The following is an 18,447-nucleotide window of genomic DNA, read 5'->3' as shown; positions in this document are numbered from 1 at the left end:
GGGAACGTCCTGGTAGGTCAGCAGTTGCTTGTACGGAAGGGACGTGCGCGGTCGGTCAGGAGTAGCGTCCTGGTGTTGAAGGTTGACCGGTGGCTGCAGCCGTCGGCGGTGACCTCGACAGAGTGCGCGTCGACGAACCGGAACGTTGGGACGACGGTTCCGCTGTCGAGGCCGTTGGGGTTGCTCCAGTCGTCGTACCAGACAACGGTTTCCTGCGACAGTAGGCCGCGGTCGCGCCGCAGGCGTACCTCGGGTCCCATGACGCCTCTCACGCTGACGAGTTCGTAGCGGCCGTCCGGTGACGCTACTCGGTCTCCATCCGGGCGCGGCGACAACTCGGCTGACAGCCACGCCGTACCCGCGGCGAACAAGACCCCGACAGCCCCTAGCGCCACAGCGGTGATCCTGATGGAGCGGCGACGCCAGGCAAGGACTGCCGCGGCGGCGGCGGCCACTGCCACCAGGCCGGTTGACGCGGCCTCCAGGAAACCTTGGTACCGAAGGTTGAACGGATCCCACCAAGTCAGCACGCACACCGGCACGAGGATCGCAACGATCACCGCCAACACCACGATCACCCGTCCACGGGACACGAGTCACTCCTTCGAGCAGCGGTCAACGCGGAAGATCCGCGAAGCGCCGACAGTAGCCAGCATGCGTGTCACGTGCGGAGCTCCTCCCTGCGTGTCGACAGCGGAGGTGGCTGGACTGGCCCCCGGATCAGCGATGATCAGCGGACTTCTAGTACGGGCGACCAACCGGGGAGAGCATGAATGCGCCGCTGACAGCCTTTCTCGGCTGGGCCTGCCTGGTGATCGCTCTGGCCGGGTGCGGTCCGGCGGGCGAGCCGGAATCCCAACAGCGGGGCGCGTCGCCGAGCCACAGTGAAACGTCCGCTCACGTTCGATCCAGCGAAGCGGTTCGTACCGATCCTGCTCCGATCAAGCGACGTTTCGTTGCTCTGGGCAACCCGTTGCGGTTGTCGTGGCAGGCTGGCGTTCTGGGCGATCAGCGCGTGCCCGGACCGTCGTCGTACTGGATCGATGCGGTCGTGACTCTTCAGCCCGAGGTCGCGCGCAAGCTGCGGAACACCGGTGCTTTGGCGGAGGCTACTGCCCCACCGACTGTCGCCGTGGATCTGCGGGGCGCCCTGCCAGCAGGCCCGTGGCTGACCGGAGCCGACCTCGATCGCGTCGTCTCCGGCAAGTCGAACTACAGCTGCCGCGCCTACCTCGCCAAGGACACCGACGTGATCGTCGTGATCGCCGAAGGAAGCAACGGGTAACCCTCGCAGCCGGCGACGACCGCGAGTACCGGTCGAGCAGGGTGAGGCCAAGCCCGGTGAGCTCGTACTCGACTTGAGGCGGGATCGTTGGATAGACGGTGCCGGTCGCCGATCCGCGAGAGGACCTGCAGGACGTGACGGCACCCGGCCTCGTCCGGCGTGGTGCCCTCAAGCTCCAAGGCTCAGACCCGCGTGTCCTCCGGTCCGGCCGAAGCGCTCGCTGCGGTCGCAGGCGCCGGCTCAGTCCCGTAGTCCTCGAGATTTCGCAGGTTGCGAATCGGGCTGGCCCAAACCAGCACGGGCCCGAGCAACATCAAGGGCGCGGCGAGCAGCAACGTCGTCCGTACGCCGACCACCTCTGCCAGCGCGCCGGCGGCCAACCCGCCGGCCGGGATCGATCCCCAGGACACGAACCGTACGGTTGCCATCACCCGCGACAGTAGTTCCGGCGGGCTGGCCAGCTGGCGGTAGGTGCGGGTCACCACGCTGCCCGGCACCACCGACCCGGCGAACAAGCAGTTGCCGACGGCAAAGAAGATCCAGCCGGTCGAACCGTGCCCCCACGGGATGATCGTGGCTGCTACCGCGCCAAGAACTCCCTCGGCGAGCAATACGCGAGCAGAGCCGAACCGCCGAACCAGCCAGGGCGTGAGTGAGGCGAAAATCAGCGCGCCCACGCCTTCGGTTGCCAGCAAGAGCCCGACCACGCCCGGCGGAGCTTCGAGATTCCGCACCAGGTAGACGGCGAACAGCGCCATCTGCGCGCCGCACACGAAATTGACGACGCAGGCCCACCAGGTCGCGGGAGCCATCACCGGGTGGTGGGCCACGAACCGCCAGCCGTCGGCGATCATGACCCGCATACTCGTCCGCGCTTCGCCGGAGTCCACCGGATTGCGTTCAGGGAGCCGCCGAAGCAGCACCGCGGACGCGACGTACGACACGGCGTCGACGAACAACGCCGGCACCGCGCCCATCAGCTGCACGAGCAAACCGCCGAGCGACGGCCCGCCCAGTTGGGTGACCGCGTGTGTACCCGACATCAGGCTGTTGCGGGCGTTGAGCTCGTCCTTCGGAACCACCGAGACCATGAACGTCGAACTGGCGGCGAAGAACAGCACCTCGGCGAAGTTGATCACCAGGGCGGTCGCAACAAGCTGGCCGATGGACAGATAGCCGAGCCACCACACGAGCGGAACCGACGCGATCGCAAGGGCACGCACCAGGTCGCAGGCGATCTGCGTACGACGGAGGGGGAGCCGCTGGGTGATGACCCCGGCAGGCAGGCCGATCAGCGCCCACGCGAGGTACGACGCGGCCGCGACCATGCCGAGCTGGAACGGCGTCGCGTCGAGCACCGTGACCGCGGTCAGCGGCAACGCGACGGCGGTCACCGCCGTACCGGTGCTGCTCAGCGTGCTCGCGCCCCAGTAGTTCCAGAAAGCCCCGCCGTCGCGCCTCATCCCGCCCCCTTCGAAGTAAGTTCCGAATTGGAACCCTATGCGAGAATGGCGGTCACCGCCACGCCGATTCCCCAGGAGCTGACTCCGTGCGCCACGATGACCTCGCCGAGACCGACTGCGGTATCGCGCAGGCGCTGAGCGTGGTCGGCGATTGGCAAACCTTGCTGGTGGTCCGGGAGTCCGCCGCCGGGGTGACCCGGTTCGACGCCCTGCAACGCGAACTCGGTATCAGCCGGCGTGCGCTTGCAGAGAAGCTGGCCCGCCTTGTCGAGCAGGGGATTCTGCAGCGGCGCGCGTACTCGGATCGGCCGCCGCGATACGACTACGTCTTGACCTCGATGGGTGAAGGACTGCTGCCGGTGCTGCTCGCGCTGCAGGACTTCGGCACGCGGCATGTGATGGGCGACGGTTCGGCCAGCGCCGCGCCGGCGGGCCTCGAGGTTCAGCGCCTGGAGCGACTTGTCGGCACCCGCTTGCCGTCACTGGAACTGGCTGGTCACGACGGGGAATCCGTGGCACTGCCAGGGGACCAGCCGACGGTGTTGTTCTTCTTCCCGGCGGCATGGCCGCCGCACGCGAACGGCTATCCGCCGGGATGGGGCGATATCCCGGGCGCCCGCGGCTGCACGTTGGAGTGCCTGTCGTTCGCCAAGGCCCACGACGACTTCGTGGCCGCAGGCGTTCGCGTGGTCGGCGTGAGCAGCCAGCGCCCCGACCAGCAGGCGGCCTTCGCGGCGCACGCCGTGCTGCCCTACCAGCTCGCCTCGGACCAAGACGGCCGCGCCGCAACCGCGTTGAGGCTGCCGGTGTTCCGCGCCAGCGGCGGCGAATGGCTCAAGCGCGTCACCATCCTCACCAACCACGACGGCGTCGTACAGCATCTGCAAGCCCCTATCACCGACCCCCGAGGCTCCGTCCAGGAACTGCTCGCCCTCGTCCGCCCCGGCACCCGCTGACCAACGCGCCGGAACTAACTGAGTGGATGGCGGTCGAGTCGCTCGAGCAAACACGTCTGAACCTGCCGGGACCGTCCAGCGTCCCGTGGTCGATGATCGGCCGTGGATTGGCGGCCAAAGGGGTCGTGGTCACGGGTGGGTGGGGTTGGTGGACAGGGATAGTTGATCGTCGGAGGTGGTGAGGGCTATTGAGCCGGCGGTGTCGGTGCGGGTGATCTTCATTCCTTGGTGGGTGAGGAGGTCGAGGGTTCGAGGGGCTGGGTGGCCGTAGTCGTTGTCGATGCCGGCCGAGATGATGGCGAGGCGAGCCTGGGTGGCCGCGATGAAGGCAGGGTCCTGCCGGCCGGAGCCGTGGTGCGGAACCTTCAGGACATCGGCGCGGAGGTCGACCCCCGTGGCGAGGATCGATCGCTGGGACTGGGGCTCGAGGTCACCGGTGAGCAGGAGACGCAGGCCCGCGACCTCGGTCATCATCGCGATGCTGGCGTTGTTCTCGGGCGAGCCTTCGCCAGTGGAGGTTGAGGGGGTTCCAGCAGCGAGCGCGGGCACGCGGGCCGGCCACAGCGAGGTCCAACTGACCGGGCCTACTGTGCGCTTCTCCTGGTAGGTGACCGTCCGGATGGGTATTCGGTGTTGCGCCGCCAGATCGACGACGCGCTTGTACTCCGCTGGTGGTGAGAGGTAGGGCGTCACCTCGATCTCCCCGACCGTCCTGTCTCGCAGTACACCCGCCAAGCCGCCCGCATGGTCGGCGTGGAAGTGGGTGAGCACCACGACAGGCACGTACTTCACGTCGAGCTCCCGCAGGCACCGATTGATGGCTGCCGGATCGGGACCGGTATCCACGACGACCGCCGTACCGCGACCGGCATGCAGAACCAGACCGTCGCCCTGCCCCACGTCACAAGCAACCAGATGCCAGTCCGCCGGCGGCCAGCCCAGCGAACGGACTGGACGCAGTACTGCGATGGCCAAGACCGCGAGCGCGAGCAGCATCACCAGCGGGCGCGCGAGTATGCGGTGGAGGGCGAGCACGAGTCCGAGGCAGAGCAGCGTTAGTACCGCGACGCCGACCACTGTCGCGGGCCAGGCACTTGAGGCGCCTGGCAGGTCGGCACCTTTCTCCGCGATGAGGATGATCCATCGCGCGGGCCAGCCTGCCAGCCAGCCGACGAGTCGGGCCAGATCCGCACTCAGTAAGGCGATTCCGGCTGCACCGAAGCCGAGGATCGTGGCTGGACCTACTGCAGGCCCTGCGAGGAGGTTCGCCGCGACCGCCACCAGCGAGACCTGGCCGGAGAGCCACGCGACCACCGGCGTACAGGCGATTTGGGCTGCTAGTGGGCAGGCGAGGGCCTCGGCGAAGCGCATGGGCAACCATCGGGCTAGGGCGTCGCGCCAGCTCGGGCCGAGCAGGACGATGCCTGCGGTTGCCAGTACGGACAACGCAAATCCGGCCGATCTGGCGAGCGACGTGTCCAGCAGGAGCAACGCGATCACCGCAACCGACAGGCTCCGCACCGCACGCCGCGACCCGCCACCACCAGTCAACGCGGCCAATGCAACCAGGCCCATCGCTGCTGCCCGAAGAACACTCGGTTGCGGCCGAGCAAGCACCACGAACACCACCACCATGGCAAGCCCGACAACAGTCAGACCTCGCGCCCGGACGCCGATGAGCCGGGCGAGTGGGAGCACGAATGCCAGCAGGAGCGTGAGATTCGTACCCGAAACCGCCGACAAATGTGTGAGGCCAGTCGTCTTGAAGTCCTCAACCAACTCTGGTGGCAACCCCGACTCATCCCCCATCACCAGGGCCGGCACCAGACCGCGCACCGCCTCCCGCTCTCCAGTAACTGATTGCCTCAGCCCAGCACGCACTCGCTCGGCGGCCCGCAACCACCAAGCGGGGTCATCGAGCACACGCGGTTCGACACGCGACGACAACATCGCCGCGACGTCGCCACCCTTGTCGACCGACTGAAGTCGCCCCGTCGCCTCCACCCGCTGCCCAAACCTCACCTCCTTCCAGCCCACAGACCCGACCACCACCACCGGCGTACGAACCCGCGTCGCCACACCCCTACCAACCACCTCCTCCACCGTCGCCCGCACCACCACGTACGGCGGACGCCGACCCCCCGCAGCACTCCGGACAGCCGGATCGCCCACCACCTTCAGCCGAACCGTCACCGCCGCCCCCGACTCGGCCAACCCGGCCACCGGCCCGGCCTGCAACCGCACCACCTGCAGCCCGGCAGCCACCGCCATCCCGACCACAACAACGCCAACCCCAAACCCCGTCACCACCACCGCAGGCACCCGCACCAAGCCCCGTCGCCCGAACCCCACCGGTTGTCCCTGTCGCACAGGACGACCCAGTCCGATCCATCCGCGCAACCGAAGCATCAGCACGCCGACGCCCATCAGAAGCCCCACCACCACCGCCACCCACACAGCAGTCGATGCGCTCGCGCCCAGCAGCATGACGGCGGTCAGCCAACCAGCGGCCGCCGGGACGAGCAGACGCAGGTCAGCCGCGCGGCCCTTTTCACCTTCCTCAGCATCAAGCCTGGACATGCGGCCTCAGCGATGCGAACTCTTCGGGGTCCACTCCGGGGACCTCCTGGAGTTCGTCGGTGCTGGTGAATCGGTCGTGCTCGTTACGCCAGTCGACGATTCGCTGAGCGAGGACGGGTCCACCCCCCGGCAGCTCGTCGCGAGTCCAATCGCCTCCGACTTCTTCGGGATCTCCTCCTTCGGAGCGTTGACGATGGCTTGCAGAGTGGAGTCGGGAGAGGAACTTCCGGCGGGTTTCCGGATCCGGAGGTGCGGTCGGTGGGAAAGCTTCACACCAGGGAAAGTACGAGCCTTTCCGCCGCCCACCGCAACGAGTAGTCAGGCTGTGGACAACCGGCGTCACCATGGATCGGCTCGCCGACATCGAGGTGGACGGTCTGGTCCTGTACGACATCGACGACGAGAGCGACCCGAACCAGGCGGAACGCCCTTTTCCGTACCTGCCGACCATGGACCCCGCCGAGTTCGAGACCACGCATCTCGCGGCCTTGCCGTACTCGATCGTCATATACCGCGCGGTCGGGAAGTACACCGAACCCGACCTGCGATCGTGGCTGGAGACCAGCAGACGCGAACCGGATTCAGGCTTCGTCGGTGCCTCGCCGAGGCGGGAGAGTGTCCAGCCACCATTCTTGACGTGCGGCGCGGCCAGAACCGCACCGGCGACCACGACGACCGCCACCCCGATATGGCCGCGCCGATCGTCTGGGCGATCTCCTCCTCGGCTTCTTCTCGACCTGCGAAGCAACCAGGCCGTCGAGGTAGTAGTCGAAGTCCACCGTGTTGCCGTCGGCCTTAGTCTCCACGTCCGTTTCGCCGCGGGCCGTATGTGTGAAGCGGGAGATCTTCGGTGAGGTGTCCGTGGCGGTCTTGCCGTTCTTCACCTGCTCGACCAGGTCGCGGACGTCGCAACTGTACGACGAGAACTGGTCGTCCTCGGTCCTGTTCGCGCGTCGAACCCGCGGCGGCTGGCAGCGCTCCATCAGCGCATCGTCGACGACTTCCGGGCAGCCAACTACCCGTCTGGCCTGTGCTGAGACCGTGCCGCCAGGCGATATAGAGCCTTTCGTGGAATCATGCGATGTCATGGACGTACCATTCATACAGTCGAACGGTGCGACCACACGATACCGATTGACTGGGATGCGGTGGAGTCCTGGCTGGGTCTGCACCTGCCGGCCGACTACAAGGCGCTGGCTACCGACCACGGGCCGCTGCTCATCGGTGAATGGCTTTGGCTTCACACGCCATGTGCCAAGCCTGGCCGCTTCGACTACGGAGAATGGCTGAAGGAAACCCACAAGCTGTGCCGGGCACGGTCGAAGGACGCTCCGCCACACACACCGCCGCCGTTCCACCCAAAGCGAGGTGGACTACTCGCCTGGGGAGAGACCCGTTCAGCCAGCTACCTGTTCTGGGACACAGCAGCATCCGCCGACCCCGACCAATGGCCGGTGGTCGTCATGGACAGCGATGCCGTCAACAACGGGTTGAACCCCTGGCACAACTACCACATGACAGTCTCAGAACTGATCGCCGCCGCAGTAAGCACCGGCGTCCCCCTGCCCAGCAACCAGCAACTCGGTCCGCTGCCACCCACAGCGCAGCGCACCTCGTATCTGGTCGACGCCGGTCCATGGACCCCGCCGCCACCGGCACGGCGTGCGGCCACCCCGAAGAAGACCCGGCTCACCGCGCTCAAGCAAGGCACTGGCCTGGCCACGCTCCGGCTACTCGTCGCATCACCGGCCACGCCGTACCTGGGAGACGGCAGCTGGGATCAGCTCTTCGAGGAGCTCGGCACCCGGCTCCCCACCGACTACATCGAACTGATGGACACCTACGGGGCCGGTTGCTGGTCGGAGTGGCTCAACTTCGTCCCCCCGCTGCGCACCAACGGCCGCGGATTCGTCTACCACGCCAAGGAAGTACTTGACAGCTACGCCGATCTGCAGGCGCAGTATCCGGAATTCCAGCCACTTGCGGTCTGGCCGGAGCCCGGTGGATTCCTGCCGTTCGCCAACGCGGTCGAGGGCGACGTACTGGGCTGGCTCACCCAAGGAGCGCCCGATGAATGGCCACTGATCGTCTACCCACGCCACGCCAAACAGGGCCCGCCATTGCAGGACACTCTCGTCGACACACTGCTCGCCTGGCTCCGCGGCAGCCTTGACACCGCCGGATTCCCCAGTCAAGACGACGACGCGGTCGATCCGCTGGAGCGCATCCGATTCGAGCCAGGCAACGATGAATCACCCTAGTGACGCCATCCCTAGCCTTCACATCGCCCCCGCGATGGGAGCCGCCTCCTCGGTCCACGCTGGCCCGAGTCCTGCCTCAAATTCTTTGGATTGGTGGCGCCAGGCTGGGTGATCCGGCGGCGCAGTTGCGGTATCGCCAGCGTGCGGGACCTTGATTCCGCGCGCTGGTTCGTTGAAATCGTATAAGGTCCTGCCGCGGTGTAACTGATCAGATCTTCGGCGTGGTTCGTCGCCGCAGGGCAGCAACAGTTGCTGCATAGCCTCGTCTCGATCGATATTCGTCCTCTGACGATCTGGCCGCTTGTGGCGCGGCGTAGGTCTGGATGTACCCCGCCGCCGCAGTACCGATCGCTGTTATCTGCACGCGTCAAGTACGACTCGTTGTCTCTCCATCCTCGGCAGGGATTGAGAACCTGCGACAAAGGGCTGCCGCCGTTCGACTCCCTCAGCTTCCGGACGAGCGCCACTCTGCCCTGGCGAGGCATTGACTTCGGCGATCGCTTTTGTCGCCTAGGGCAGCTGTGGATACACCGTGAGCCACTTCCCAACCTCATCGGCAAGACGATCTTCTTTGAGGTAGGGCAGAAGGTGCGTGAGCGGAGTCAGAAGGTTCTTCACTCGACGCAGTTCGCGCATTTCCTCCACGGTCAGCGGTTGCTCATGACCGACCACAAGCTCGTAGCGCACACCCTCAATTGCTAGAACCTCCAGGCATCGACGCGCAGCGACATCCGGACACAGATCCGATGGCTCTGTCAAACTTTGCCCTGCGCCCGCGATCAGTCCTGCTAGGTTGGCCAGCCGAATCGCGCGGTCTGCATGACCGACCGTCCCGATTTCCGTAGCGATGTTGATTGCCTCCACCGCAGTCCCGAGAGCAGTGTCGTCGGGCATGTCTCCTCGTACGACTACCGACTGGATGCTCTCTGTCGCAATCAGCGCAACCGCGAGCCACCAATTGGCAGCGTCCTCACCTTCCGGCTGAGCACCCCTGAGCCACTGCCGAAGATCAGACCGGTGAGCTAGCAGCTCATTCCACTCCATACTCAGAACCCGATCCCGAACGATTTGAAAGCATCAATGCCGATCCGCAGACTCTCCTGAGATGGCCTAAAATGGCCGCTGTTGTTGTTGATCTCGAGGCCGATGTAGCGGCCGCCACCGCCAGCGATATCGGCCTCACCAGCAGCACGCACCGGACGGCCCCCGCTCAGCACCGAGTGCTTCAGTTCGACTCCGCCGGCATTCTTCGGCATCACCACAAGACTTCCATCCTCGAGGACAGCCCACTTCACTGTGCCGGCGTTGATCGCTTCGTCAAAGTTGCCAGAACTGGGATTGATTGGCTTCACACCAGCCCGCTCTGCCTGGGCAACTTCCCCCATCAAGCTACCCGGCATCTGGTTTGGAAAGAGTTTAGTGCTGCTCGAGCTGGTGCCCGAACCCGTGCCCCCGCTCTCATTGAAGAGACGGCCGAAGTCTTTGCTGAAACGCTGGCCGCCTACTGTGCTGACCGCCGCACCTGTGGCGCTGATCGCTACACCGCCCACGACGGCGACAGCGCCGACAGGACACAGCACACCCGTTCCGCAGACGAGAGCGCCGCCGCCGGTGAGGGAGCCACCGGCAGCGCTCACGACGGCGCCAAGCCCCATGATCCCGATATCCTTCAAGACGTTGCCTAGCGCCTCACGATTGATCTCGACGTCGACGCCCGCCCCTGGGTTCGCGCGTAGCCAGTCGGCTGGCGACTCCCCCGGCCCGTCCCCCGACATCGGTTCCTGCACGGTCGTCTGCTGTACCGGGTTGGAATCCACCCGGTTGCCTTCGTCGTCGATGTTGTAGTGGCCGTCGACTTCTACGCGGCTGATCGGGTTGCCGCCGGCGAAGGCGTAGCGGTTGGCGTTCCAGGGGTCGGTGCCGAGGCTCATGTCGGTGAGGGCGCCGTTGTAGGAGTCTCGGGTTAGGAAGCGGTTTAGGCCCGGGGAGTAGTTGCGGAAGCCCATGTCGTAGGACTGGGAGGACTGGTCCCAGCGTTTGGCGTTGAAGCGGTAGACGTTGTAGGGCTCTTTGCCTGGGTTTTGGGCTTCGGGTTTGTCTGCGCCGGTGAAGCGGTCGTCGTCGTTCTTTCCGTAGGCGGTGTAGCCGTACGTCGAGCGGGTGTCGCCGGCGTCCGAAGTCAAGGTCTCGACGTCGGTGTGGGGGTTGTAGCCGTAGTACGAGTCTTCCGAGGTCCCGTCCGCCTTGAACTTCACCTGGGAGAGGCGGGAGCCCCATGGCGAGTACTGGTACGACGCGGTGATCTCACCGGCTACCTCTTCGGAGAGGACCTCGCCGGACAGACCTAGGTAGGAGTAGTTGGTGGTTTTGGTGCCTTCGACCTTGGAGCTGGTGCGGTCCAGGGCGTCGAAGGCCGTCGTAGTGGTCTTGGTCGTACCGTCTTCCTGCAGTTGGCGGTGCTTGATGATGCGGTCGTAGCCGTCGTAGGTGTTGCGCTGAATCACCTTGCCCGCGGACGACACCTGCGACAAGCGACCGAACGGGTCATACGTGTACGACGCTGTGGCGCCGCCGGTTGTCGCGGTCAGGAGCCGGTTGCGGTCATAGGAGTAAGTCGTCGCGACATCCTTGACGGTCTGGGCGACGACGTTGCCGGCTGGGTCGTGGGTGTAGGACTCCGTCGACAGGACGGCCGAGCTGGCGGCGTCTTTCTTCTCCACCTTGGCGATTCGGTCGAGGGGGTCGAAGGTGTAGGCGAAGACGTTGTCCAGGTACGCCGCGTGGTTGTCGGCGTTCTGGATCTTCGCGGTGTCCTTGACCCGGTGCCCGTTGGCGGAGTACTCCATCGCGTGCTGCGAAACGAGTGTGCCGTTGGACTTCTTCTCGATCTGCGAAGCGACCAGGCCGTCGAGGTAGTAGTCGAAGTCGACCGTGTTGCCGTTGGCCTTGGTCTGCACGTCGGTTTCGCCGCGGGACGTGTAGGTGTAGCCCGAGATCTTCGGTGAGGTGTCCGTGGCGGTCGTGCCGTTCTTGACCTGCTCGACCATGTCGCGGGCGTCGTACGTGTAGGACGAGAACTGGTCGTCTTTGTTCGCCGCGTCGTCGAACGTCCGGGTGACCGGAGCGCCGTTCTCGTTGTAGGTGTACGTGGTGGTCTTGAGGAGCGCGGTGCCCTTCTTCTCCTCGACCTTTGCGACCTGATTCAGCCCGTTGTAGCTGACGAGGTAGTCGCTGACCTTGGCGCCCGGCTGAGTGTCGGTGATTTGCAGCAGGTTGCCGTTGGTGTCGTAGGTGTAGGTGAAGTCCTTCTTCTCCGCGTCGGTCTCGCCGGTGTTGTCGCGAACCACCTTCACCGCGTCAGCAGAAACCGTTCCGGTGGTAGCCGGAGCCAGGGAGACCGAGCCAGTGGTCGCCTCGGCGAAGGTGAACTCTCCGAGGCTGACCCAGGTGCCGGCACCGGCGGTCTGGTTGACCGGCTTGCTCACCGGCGTGGACCCGGCCGCACCAGTACTGACCGCGTACGGCGCTGCCGTCGACGCGCCCGCCACCGCGGGATAGCGGACGTAAACGGTGTACTTGCCATCCGCCGGCACATTCAGCTTCCAGGTGTGCTTGTCCGTGCTCCCGGTCGCCGCCGCATGCGTGCGGTAGTTCGTGCCCTGGAACCCGGTGCCAGTCGACGCCAACGGCCAGGTCCCGGCGGCCTCGACGTCACCGGTGTCGGAGTTGTCCACCAGGGAGACATGCAGACCGACCGGTACGCCGTCGTCGCTGCGCGACTTGAGCTTGCCGTCGGGGAAGAAGTCCCACGACATCGTGCGGGACGACGAACCACCCGCGCTGGTCAGCGTCCGCGCGGTCTGCTGACCCAGCTCGTTGTATCCGTACGCCGCGACGATGTCCCACGGATCCGTGCTGGACTTCACCCAGCCGTTGTCGAAGTAGCTGTAGGACATGTCGTTGCGGACGGTCTGCCCCTCCGAGGCCGGCGCGCTGACCTTGGTCACGTTGCCGATCTCGTCGTAGCTCATCACCGTCTTGTCCGGCGTGTTGTACCGCGTGTCGTCCTTGTCGTAGGGCGACAGCTTCTCCTTCGGCCGGTTCAGCGCGTCGTACACGGTGACCTGGGCGAAGTCGTCCGGGTCGTCCCCGGTCTCGACGCCGCGCGGAGTGATCACCTTCGTCTGGTTGCCGACCTGGTCGTACTCCACCTGGGTGGTCCGGTACGTGATGTTGCCGGCGGCATCCTTGCTGTGCGGAGCCTTGACCTGCACGGTCTTGCCACGCTCGTCCAGCGTCACCGCCGTTTTGTTGCCATCAGCATCGGTCGTGCTGATCACGTTGCCGTCGCGGTCGTACTCGGTCGACGTGGTCTTGCCCGCGGCATCGGTGGCCGTCTTCGGGCGGTGGGCCTTGTCGTAGGTCGACTTCGAGGTGTAGTCCGCCGGGTCGGCCGACTTGGACTTGCGCGGGTCCACCACGGTCACGACATTGCCGACGTTGTCGTACTCGTAGCTGATCTTGTCGGTCTGCGCGTTCGTGACCGACAGCAGCTGGTACACCGGGTCGTACTGGTACGACGTCACGAAGTCCGTCGTGTCCGGAGTGAGCACGCCCTTCGGTTCGGTCTGCCGGAGCAGATTGCCGACCACGTCGTACTCGTACTTCGTCTCCCGGTCCGGGGCCGTCGCCGAGTCCTTCGGCGCCTTCGACGAGATCAGCTGGTCCGCGTCGTCGTAGGCGTTGGTGCTGATCGCGCCGTTCGGAGCGGTCGCCTGCGTCACGTTGTCGTTCGCGTCATAGACCGGCGCCGGCGTGGTGATGAAGAGATTGGCGGCCTGGTCCTTCGGCACCTTCGACGTCAGCGGCCGGCCGAAGAGGTCATAGGTGTAGGTGCTCGTCTTGAGCTTGGCGTCGGTGACGGTCAGCACGTTGCCGCGGCTGTCATACCCGAAGTCGGTCGACTTCGTCAGCGCATCGGTGATCTTCTTCGGGTAGCCGGTGGCGTCGTAGAGCGAGTAGGTGGTCGTGTTGTTGTTGGCGTCGGTCGAGGTCTTCAGCTGACCGAGTGGGTCGTAGGCGTACTTCGTGGTGTAGTCGTCGGCGGTCGCGGTGGCGTTGCCCTTGGGGTCGGTCACCGACGTGAGGTTGCCGAGCGGGTCGTACCCAAAGGTCCAAGTCCGGCCCTCGGGGCTGACCTTGCGGATGAGTTCGCCGTAGAAGCCGTTACCGCCCACGTTGTAGCTCAGCACCGTGGCGGGGGTTCCGTTGGCGTTGGCCTCGGCGTCCTTGATGGTCAGCGGGAAGCCGGTCTTCGGGTCATAGGTCCAGGTACTGCGCGCTTCGTTGGCCTCTTCCAGCTGGGTGACGTTGTGATCGGTGTCCCAGCTCAGCTTCGTGATCTCATTCTTGGCGTTGGTCGTCTGGATAGGCCGTCCGAAATTGTCGGTCACGTACTTCGTGGCCCGCGGCGTCGCATCCGTGACGGTCGTCTCCACCGTTCCCGTACCGGGCACGTAGCCGAACGTCGTGGTCTTGCCCAACCGGTCCGTCAGCTTCTCGAGCTTCCACTTGTCCTTGGGATCGGTCGTCGCCGCGAAGTACGACAGGTTGGTCGACTTGCCACGCGGGTCGGTGACCCGGACCAGCTTGGTGTTCTTGTTGGTGTTGGTGGCGTCGTAAACGAACTTGAACGTCTTCGCCGCGGTGGAGCCGGCACCGTCCACCAACTCGGCCATCAAGCCCTTGTCCGAGTAGGTGAAGGTCACCTTCCGGCCCGAGATGTCGGTGATGGACTCGACCTGGTCGATGATCTTCGGATTGGTCAGGTTGGTCGCGGCCGTCTTCACGCCGGCGTCGTTGATGTAGCTGTACGCCTGGCCCTTCTCGAAGTACTCCAGCGAGAGCGTCCGGCGTCCGGCGGCGTCGGTGATGTAGTCGAGGAACTTGACCGGCTTGTTGGCGCTCTTGCGCTCGGAGTACGTGTAAAGCGTCTCGTTGCCGTTCTTGTCCCGGATGACCGACTGGAACCCCTGGTCGTCGAAGAAGAACTGGGTGCGGTCCGGCCGGGTCAGCACCCAGGCCCGGTTCACCGAGGTCTTGTTGTTCGGCGGATCAGCGAGCTTCTGCAGGTAGAGATGAACGCCCTTCGGATGGTCGTAGTCCCACTTGGTCTCGTCCGTCGTGCCGTGCTTGTTCAGCGCGAAGGTGTGGCTGGTGCCGTCCCCGTCGGTCAGGGTGATCGTGGTCGGCCACTTCTGGCCGCGCGGATGGAAGTCCAGCGCCGAGCCCAGCCGGTTCAGCGTCGAGGTCGACAGCGACCAGCCGTAGCCCATCGACGAGGCCGACGTGTCCAGGCTGTTGTACGTCATCCGCACGAAAGTGGACGCGCCACGACTTGGGTTGGTCAACGCGTTGTAGCCGAAGGCAACATTTCCGGTCGCGAGGTTGACCATCGCCGACGACCCGGCCCCGGTGTTCTTCCCGGCGTACTGGTAGAACTTCTCCAGCCCGAGCTGGTCCGAGGTGGGATCCTCGACCGCGGCGTTCTGGTTCAGGGTTCCGACTCCGCCGGAGGTCTTGGAAAGCCAGGCTCCGGTCGTCTTGTTGCGCAGGTCCCACTGGAGAACGAAGTCCTCCCGCTTGTTGCTGGGAGCGGCGGCGACCGGGCTCTTCACCTGTGCGCTCACCTTGACCGCTGCGCCCGGCGCCAGGTCCGCGGGCAGCACCGTGTCCAGGCGGTTCGCGTCCGAGGTCACCTCGGTGCCGTCCGGCAACGTCCAGTGATACGACAGCGCGTACTCCGCGGACTTCAGCGCGAAGGCCTGCGTGTTGGTGATCGTCACGTCGACCGGGTACTGCGCCCCCGGCGTCTGCCGCTGCGGCGTCTTCGGCGCGTGATACGCCGACTCCGGTGTCTTGCTGAGATAAGTGACCTTCAGCAGAGGACGCAGCAGCGGTTCAGCCGCCTCCGCACTGAGGAACAGCCCATGACCGGTCACTGTCTCTGTCGACTGCTTCAGCAAGAAGCCGTGCTCGGTCGCGGGAGTGTTCACCCAACCCTGAACAGCGGTCTTGGCCTGCCACCAATGCCAAGTCGGATCCGGTACGCCGATGTTGCCGGCCGGCACGTAGTCCAGAGCCGCCCCGAAGTCGCCACCCGCCGTGGTCCACGAGGTGGTCGAGTTGGCCTTCTGCCAGGTGGTCGCCGCCTCGACGAACGTCTTGCTCAACGCATGGGCATTGACCTGCGCGGCGCCGCCCTCGTAGTGCGCCTTCCACAGGCCGAGCTTCGCGTCCAGGATGGTCGAACCCGCCGGGATGGCGCCGGTGACTGTTCCGAAGTTCACCACGGCGCGGGTTTTGCCGTAGGTCGCGTTGTTGCCGACCTCGAGCCATGCCTTGCCCTCGACCTTGTCGAGGTTCGTCCCGGACAGCACGCTCGACAGCGTCGAGTCGGCAGCGGCCTGGAAGTACTTGACCACCTGACCCGCCTTGGGCAGCCGAGCGAGTTGGGTCGCCGACGGGGTCAGGCCACCGTCCTTGGTCTTGACGGCGACCATGTAGTAGTAGCCGTCCCCCTCGTCCGACGTGTCGTCGGCCGGCGTCGGCTCCGCACTGGTGTCGACATAGGTCGTCGTCCCCGTCGCCACCGGTGACACCAAAGTGTCGGCGGTCGGCATGAAGTTCTGGAAGATGCTGCGGTGGACCTGGTACTCGACGATGTCGTCGGCGGTGCTGGTGCTCGGGTCGACGTACCCGCTCCAGTTCAGCGTCGCGCCGGTCGCGGCGATCGTCGTCGGCGTGCTGACGACGACGCCAGGCCGGCCGTAGGTGACGATCAGCTTGGGCCGGTTGGCGTGCCTGTGCACATCAGAGCCGTTGTACGCGTACTCACTGGCCTGGTAGACCGGTCCCCCGCGACCGAGCGTCTCGTCGGTCGCCTTGACGATCATGCCGTTGTTCGGCGCGCCGCCGAGCCAGCTCTGCAGCATCGACCGGACGCTGAACGTGTGCCACACGCTGGTCTCCCCGGCGTCCTTCGTGTCGTACGCCCGCTTCAGGAGCCACACGGCGTCCGCGGTGGTCGCCTTACCCGCCACGTCGCCCATCGTGATCCGGTAACCACCACCCGCGTTGAACGGCAGCGACCCGACGCCCTTCAGAACATTGCCGCTACCAAGCGTCTGGTTGACCGTGTAGTTGGTGGTGCCTCCACCGTGCAGCACGCTGTACGGCGTAGCAGTGGCGCGGTCGGCGCCCTGGATGTAACCGACCGAGACGTCGTAGTTGCCGGTCTCCGTGATGTCGGGCATCCAGGTGAACGTCGACCCTGTCGCCGCGTCGTTCTGGTACCGGTAGCCGCCGCCATCGGCCACTGCCGACGCAGCCTGCGGCCACGCACCGAGCATGGACGTGTTCGCGGTATCGCTGTCGTCGACGTACGCCTTGTTGAAGGCGAGGCTGCCCAGCGTGGTGTTGACCGACGAGTTCCAGTTGACCGTCGATTCACTCCAGGCGGACGCCGCCTGACGCGCTTCCAGCTGGACCGCGTTCGCGTTGGTCTCGAACGACTGGTCGAAGTAGAGCTTCAGCTGGGCGGAGTCGACCGTGGCTCCCGCCGGGATGCTGGAGATGTCGAACTTGAGCAGGCTGCGACGCTTGGCCGAGCCGGTCGTCCCGGCGTACAGGCCGGTGATGCCACCGTAGTTGGTGGTCGGCGCGCCGGAGTCGACCATCGCGTCCTGCGCCTGGTCCGGAGCGGGCTCGATGGCGATCGTCGGGTCGATCACCACCGGGTACTGCCGATCGGCGCTCTTCAGCCACTCCGCGTCCGCCCGCACCGTGATCTCGATGTTCGCCCCGCGCTGCGTGACAGTCTGCGTCACCTTGTTGCTGAAGGCCTTCCCGTACGGCGACGCCGCATCGTCACGGGCGTCCGTCATGAACGGCCGCGGCATCGTGAACAACGGCCGGCCGACCCCACTGGCCGGGTGGAACGCGATCGAGCCGTCCGACTGCTGCACCGCCTTGACGCCGGCCAGCTTCAGGCTGAACCGGTACGTCGGATCGGCCGGCGCCGACTCCAGAACGATGCTCTCCTTCAGCTGATCCGGCCCGACCTGATAGACCAGATCCGCATCACCGAACACATCCGGATAGGTGACCGTGTCGCCGGCGGCCGTCGGCGTCAGCGCCTTCGTGGCCGCCGTGCCCAGGGTCATCCCGTGACCGACCAGGTCGAACTTCACCAGTTCGTCGGCCCGCGTGCCGAAGAAGCTGCGAAAGCTGTTGGACTCGTTGCCGAGGCTGAATCCCGCCGCCCGGCTGGCCTTCACCGTGGTGTCGATCGGTTGCAGCGTGCCGTCGGAGCTCTGGTAGTGAATCGGCTCGCTGGACAGCTCGGCCTCGGTCCGGCCGTCCGCCAACTGGAACACCTTGCTCGTCGGTGTCCGGCGGCCGGGCAACTCCTTAACCCGCCGGCCGTCGCGCTTGATCGGCGACGGAACCTGCTCGTTGCTGGCCACGCCGGCCGGCAGAACGGCGTTCAGCTCTGGATTCGGCTGGGTCGCCTGACTGCGCCAGCCCTGAAGATCGGCAGCAGCAGCCACCGAGGGGCCAGCCGGACCGGCGAACGCCTGGGTCTGCAGACCGGACGCGAGCAAGGCGATCGAGACGGAGACAGGGACGAGCACACGGCGGACTCGGGTCATGGGCGGAGGACTCCTTCGTCTGCCCGGGGTGCCTCACGGTGAGTCACCGAACCCCGGATGCCAGGCGGTTACGCCCAGCTGTGGCCGGGCCGGAGGAGAATCCCTGAGGCGGCAGCGCTGCGCAAGTGCTACTCCGCGGTTATGGGACAACCTGCAAACCTGTAACGTTCCGCCGAATTTTCCCGATCG

At 65.8% G+C, this 18,447-nt stretch carries 10 protein-coding genes; 3 read left to right on the top strand and 7 right to left on the bottom strand.

Annotated features, from left to right (window positions below; genetic code table 11):
• Window positions 1–17: 17 nt before the first annotated feature.
• Window positions 18–593, bottom strand: coding sequence for a hypothetical protein (locus AB0F51_RS20415; RefSeq protein WP_360282071.1), 576 nt, complete (start codon window positions 591–593; stop codon window positions 18–20).
• 176 nt (window positions 594–769) lie between these two features.
• Between AB0F51_RS20415 and AB0F51_RS20410 the strand changes: the two genes are divergently transcribed.
• On the top strand, window positions 770–1,285 hold the full coding sequence (locus AB0F51_RS20410) for a hypothetical protein (protein ID WP_360282069.1): 516 nt from the start codon (window positions 770–772) through the stop codon (window positions 1,283–1,285).
• Between the two features lie 182 nt (window positions 1,286–1,467).
• Here AB0F51_RS20410 and AB0F51_RS20405 read toward each other — a convergent pair whose 3' ends face one another.
• Window positions 1,468–2,748 carry an MFS transporter gene (locus AB0F51_RS20405; protein WP_360282067.1) on the bottom strand — a complete coding sequence of 427 codons (1,281 nt, stop codon included), beginning with the start codon at window positions 2,746–2,748 and terminating at the stop codon, window positions 1,468–1,470.
• A gap of 86 nt (window positions 2,749–2,834) precedes the next feature.
• Between AB0F51_RS20405 and AB0F51_RS20400 the strand changes: the two genes are divergently transcribed.
• Window positions 2,835–3,704, top strand: a complete 870-nt coding sequence (locus AB0F51_RS20400) for a winged helix-turn-helix transcriptional regulator (protein WP_360282065.1) — start codon at window positions 2,835–2,837, stop codon at window positions 3,702–3,704.
• Between the two features lie 129 nt (window positions 3,705–3,833).
• Here the strand turns inward: AB0F51_RS20400 and AB0F51_RS20395 are convergent, their stop codons facing one another.
• From AB0F51_RS20395 to AB0F51_RS20385, 3 genes are all read right to left on the bottom strand, one after another.
• Window positions 3,834–6,284, bottom strand: a complete 2,451-nt coding sequence (locus AB0F51_RS20395) for a ComEC/Rec2 family competence protein (RefSeq protein ID WP_360282063.1) — start codon at window positions 6,282–6,284, stop codon at window positions 3,834–3,836.
• The gene (locus AB0F51_RS20390) at window positions 6,271–6,630 is read right to left on the bottom strand and encodes a helix-hairpin-helix domain-containing protein (RefSeq protein WP_360282061.1); all 360 of its coding nucleotides are present in this window, start codon (window positions 6,628–6,630) and stop codon (window positions 6,271–6,273) included. Before AB0F51_RS20390 ends, AB0F51_RS20395 begins: the two co-directional genes overlap by 14 nt.
• 235 nt (window positions 6,631–6,865) lie before the next feature.
• Window positions 6,866–7,267: a hypothetical protein gene (locus AB0F51_RS20385; RefSeq protein WP_360282059.1), complete on the bottom strand. Its 402-nt coding sequence runs from the start codon at window positions 7,265–7,267 to the stop codon at window positions 6,866–6,868.
• Between the two features lie 165 nt (window positions 7,268–7,432).
• On the opposite strand from AB0F51_RS20385, the gene AB0F51_RS20380 reads away from it, so the two are divergent.
• Entirely contained in the window at window positions 7,433–8,545 is a 1,113-nt protein-coding gene (locus AB0F51_RS20380; RefSeq protein ID WP_360282057.1) for an SMI1/KNR4 family protein, read from the top strand.
• Window positions 8,546–9,055: 510 nt separating this feature from the next.
• Here the strand turns inward: AB0F51_RS20380 and AB0F51_RS20375 are convergent.
• Together AB0F51_RS20375 and AB0F51_RS20370 are read right to left on the bottom strand one after the other, a co-directional pair.
• Window positions 9,056–9,439, bottom strand: coding sequence for a hypothetical protein (locus AB0F51_RS20375; protein WP_360282055.1), 384 nt, complete (start codon window positions 9,437–9,439; stop codon window positions 9,056–9,058).
• 152 nt (window positions 9,440–9,591) lie between these two features.
• On the bottom strand, window positions 9,592–18,258 hold the full coding sequence (locus AB0F51_RS20370) for a DNRLRE domain-containing protein (protein WP_360282053.1): 8,667 nt from the start codon (window positions 18,256–18,258) through the stop codon (window positions 9,592–9,594).
• Window positions 18,259–18,447: the final 189 nt, after the last annotated feature.

Origin of the sequence: Kribbella sp. NPDC023855 (genome assembly GCF_040639475.1) — a bacterium.
Lineage (GTDB): Bacteria > Actinomycetota > Actinomycetes > Propionibacteriales > Kribbellaceae > Kribbella.
Note: the sequence above shows the minus strand (reverse complement) of the source record. Positions and strands in the feature narration are given on the sequence as shown.

Excerpts from the sequence above, each read along its gene's own strand:
- AB0F51_RS20410 (WP_360282069.1), top strand. The coding sequence starts at position 770 with ATGAATGCGCCGCTGACAGCCTTTCTCGGCTGGGCCTGCCTGGTGATC.
- AB0F51_RS20405 (WP_360282067.1), bottom strand. The coding sequence starts at position 2,748 with ATGAGGCGCGACGGCGGGGCTTTCTGGAACTACTGGGGCGCGAGCACG.
- AB0F51_RS20395 (WP_360282063.1), bottom strand. The coding sequence starts at position 6,284 with ATGTCCAGGCTTGATGCTGAGGAAGGTGAAAAGGGCCGCGCGGCTGAC.
- AB0F51_RS20390 (WP_360282061.1), bottom strand. The coding sequence starts at position 6,630 with ATGGTGACGCCGGTTGTCCACAGCCTGACTACTCGTTGCGGTGGGCGG.
- AB0F51_RS20385 (WP_360282059.1), bottom strand. The coding sequence starts at position 7,267 with ATGGAGCGCTGCCAGCCGCCGCGGGTTCGACGCGCGAACAGGACCGAG.
- AB0F51_RS20375 (WP_360282055.1), bottom strand. The coding sequence starts at position 9,439 with ATGCCCGACGACACTGCTCTCGGGACTGCGGTGGAGGCAATCAACATC.
- AB0F51_RS20370 (WP_360282053.1), bottom strand. The coding sequence starts at position 18,258 with ATGACCCGAGTCCGCCGTGTGCTCGTCCCTGTCTCCGTCTCGATCGCC.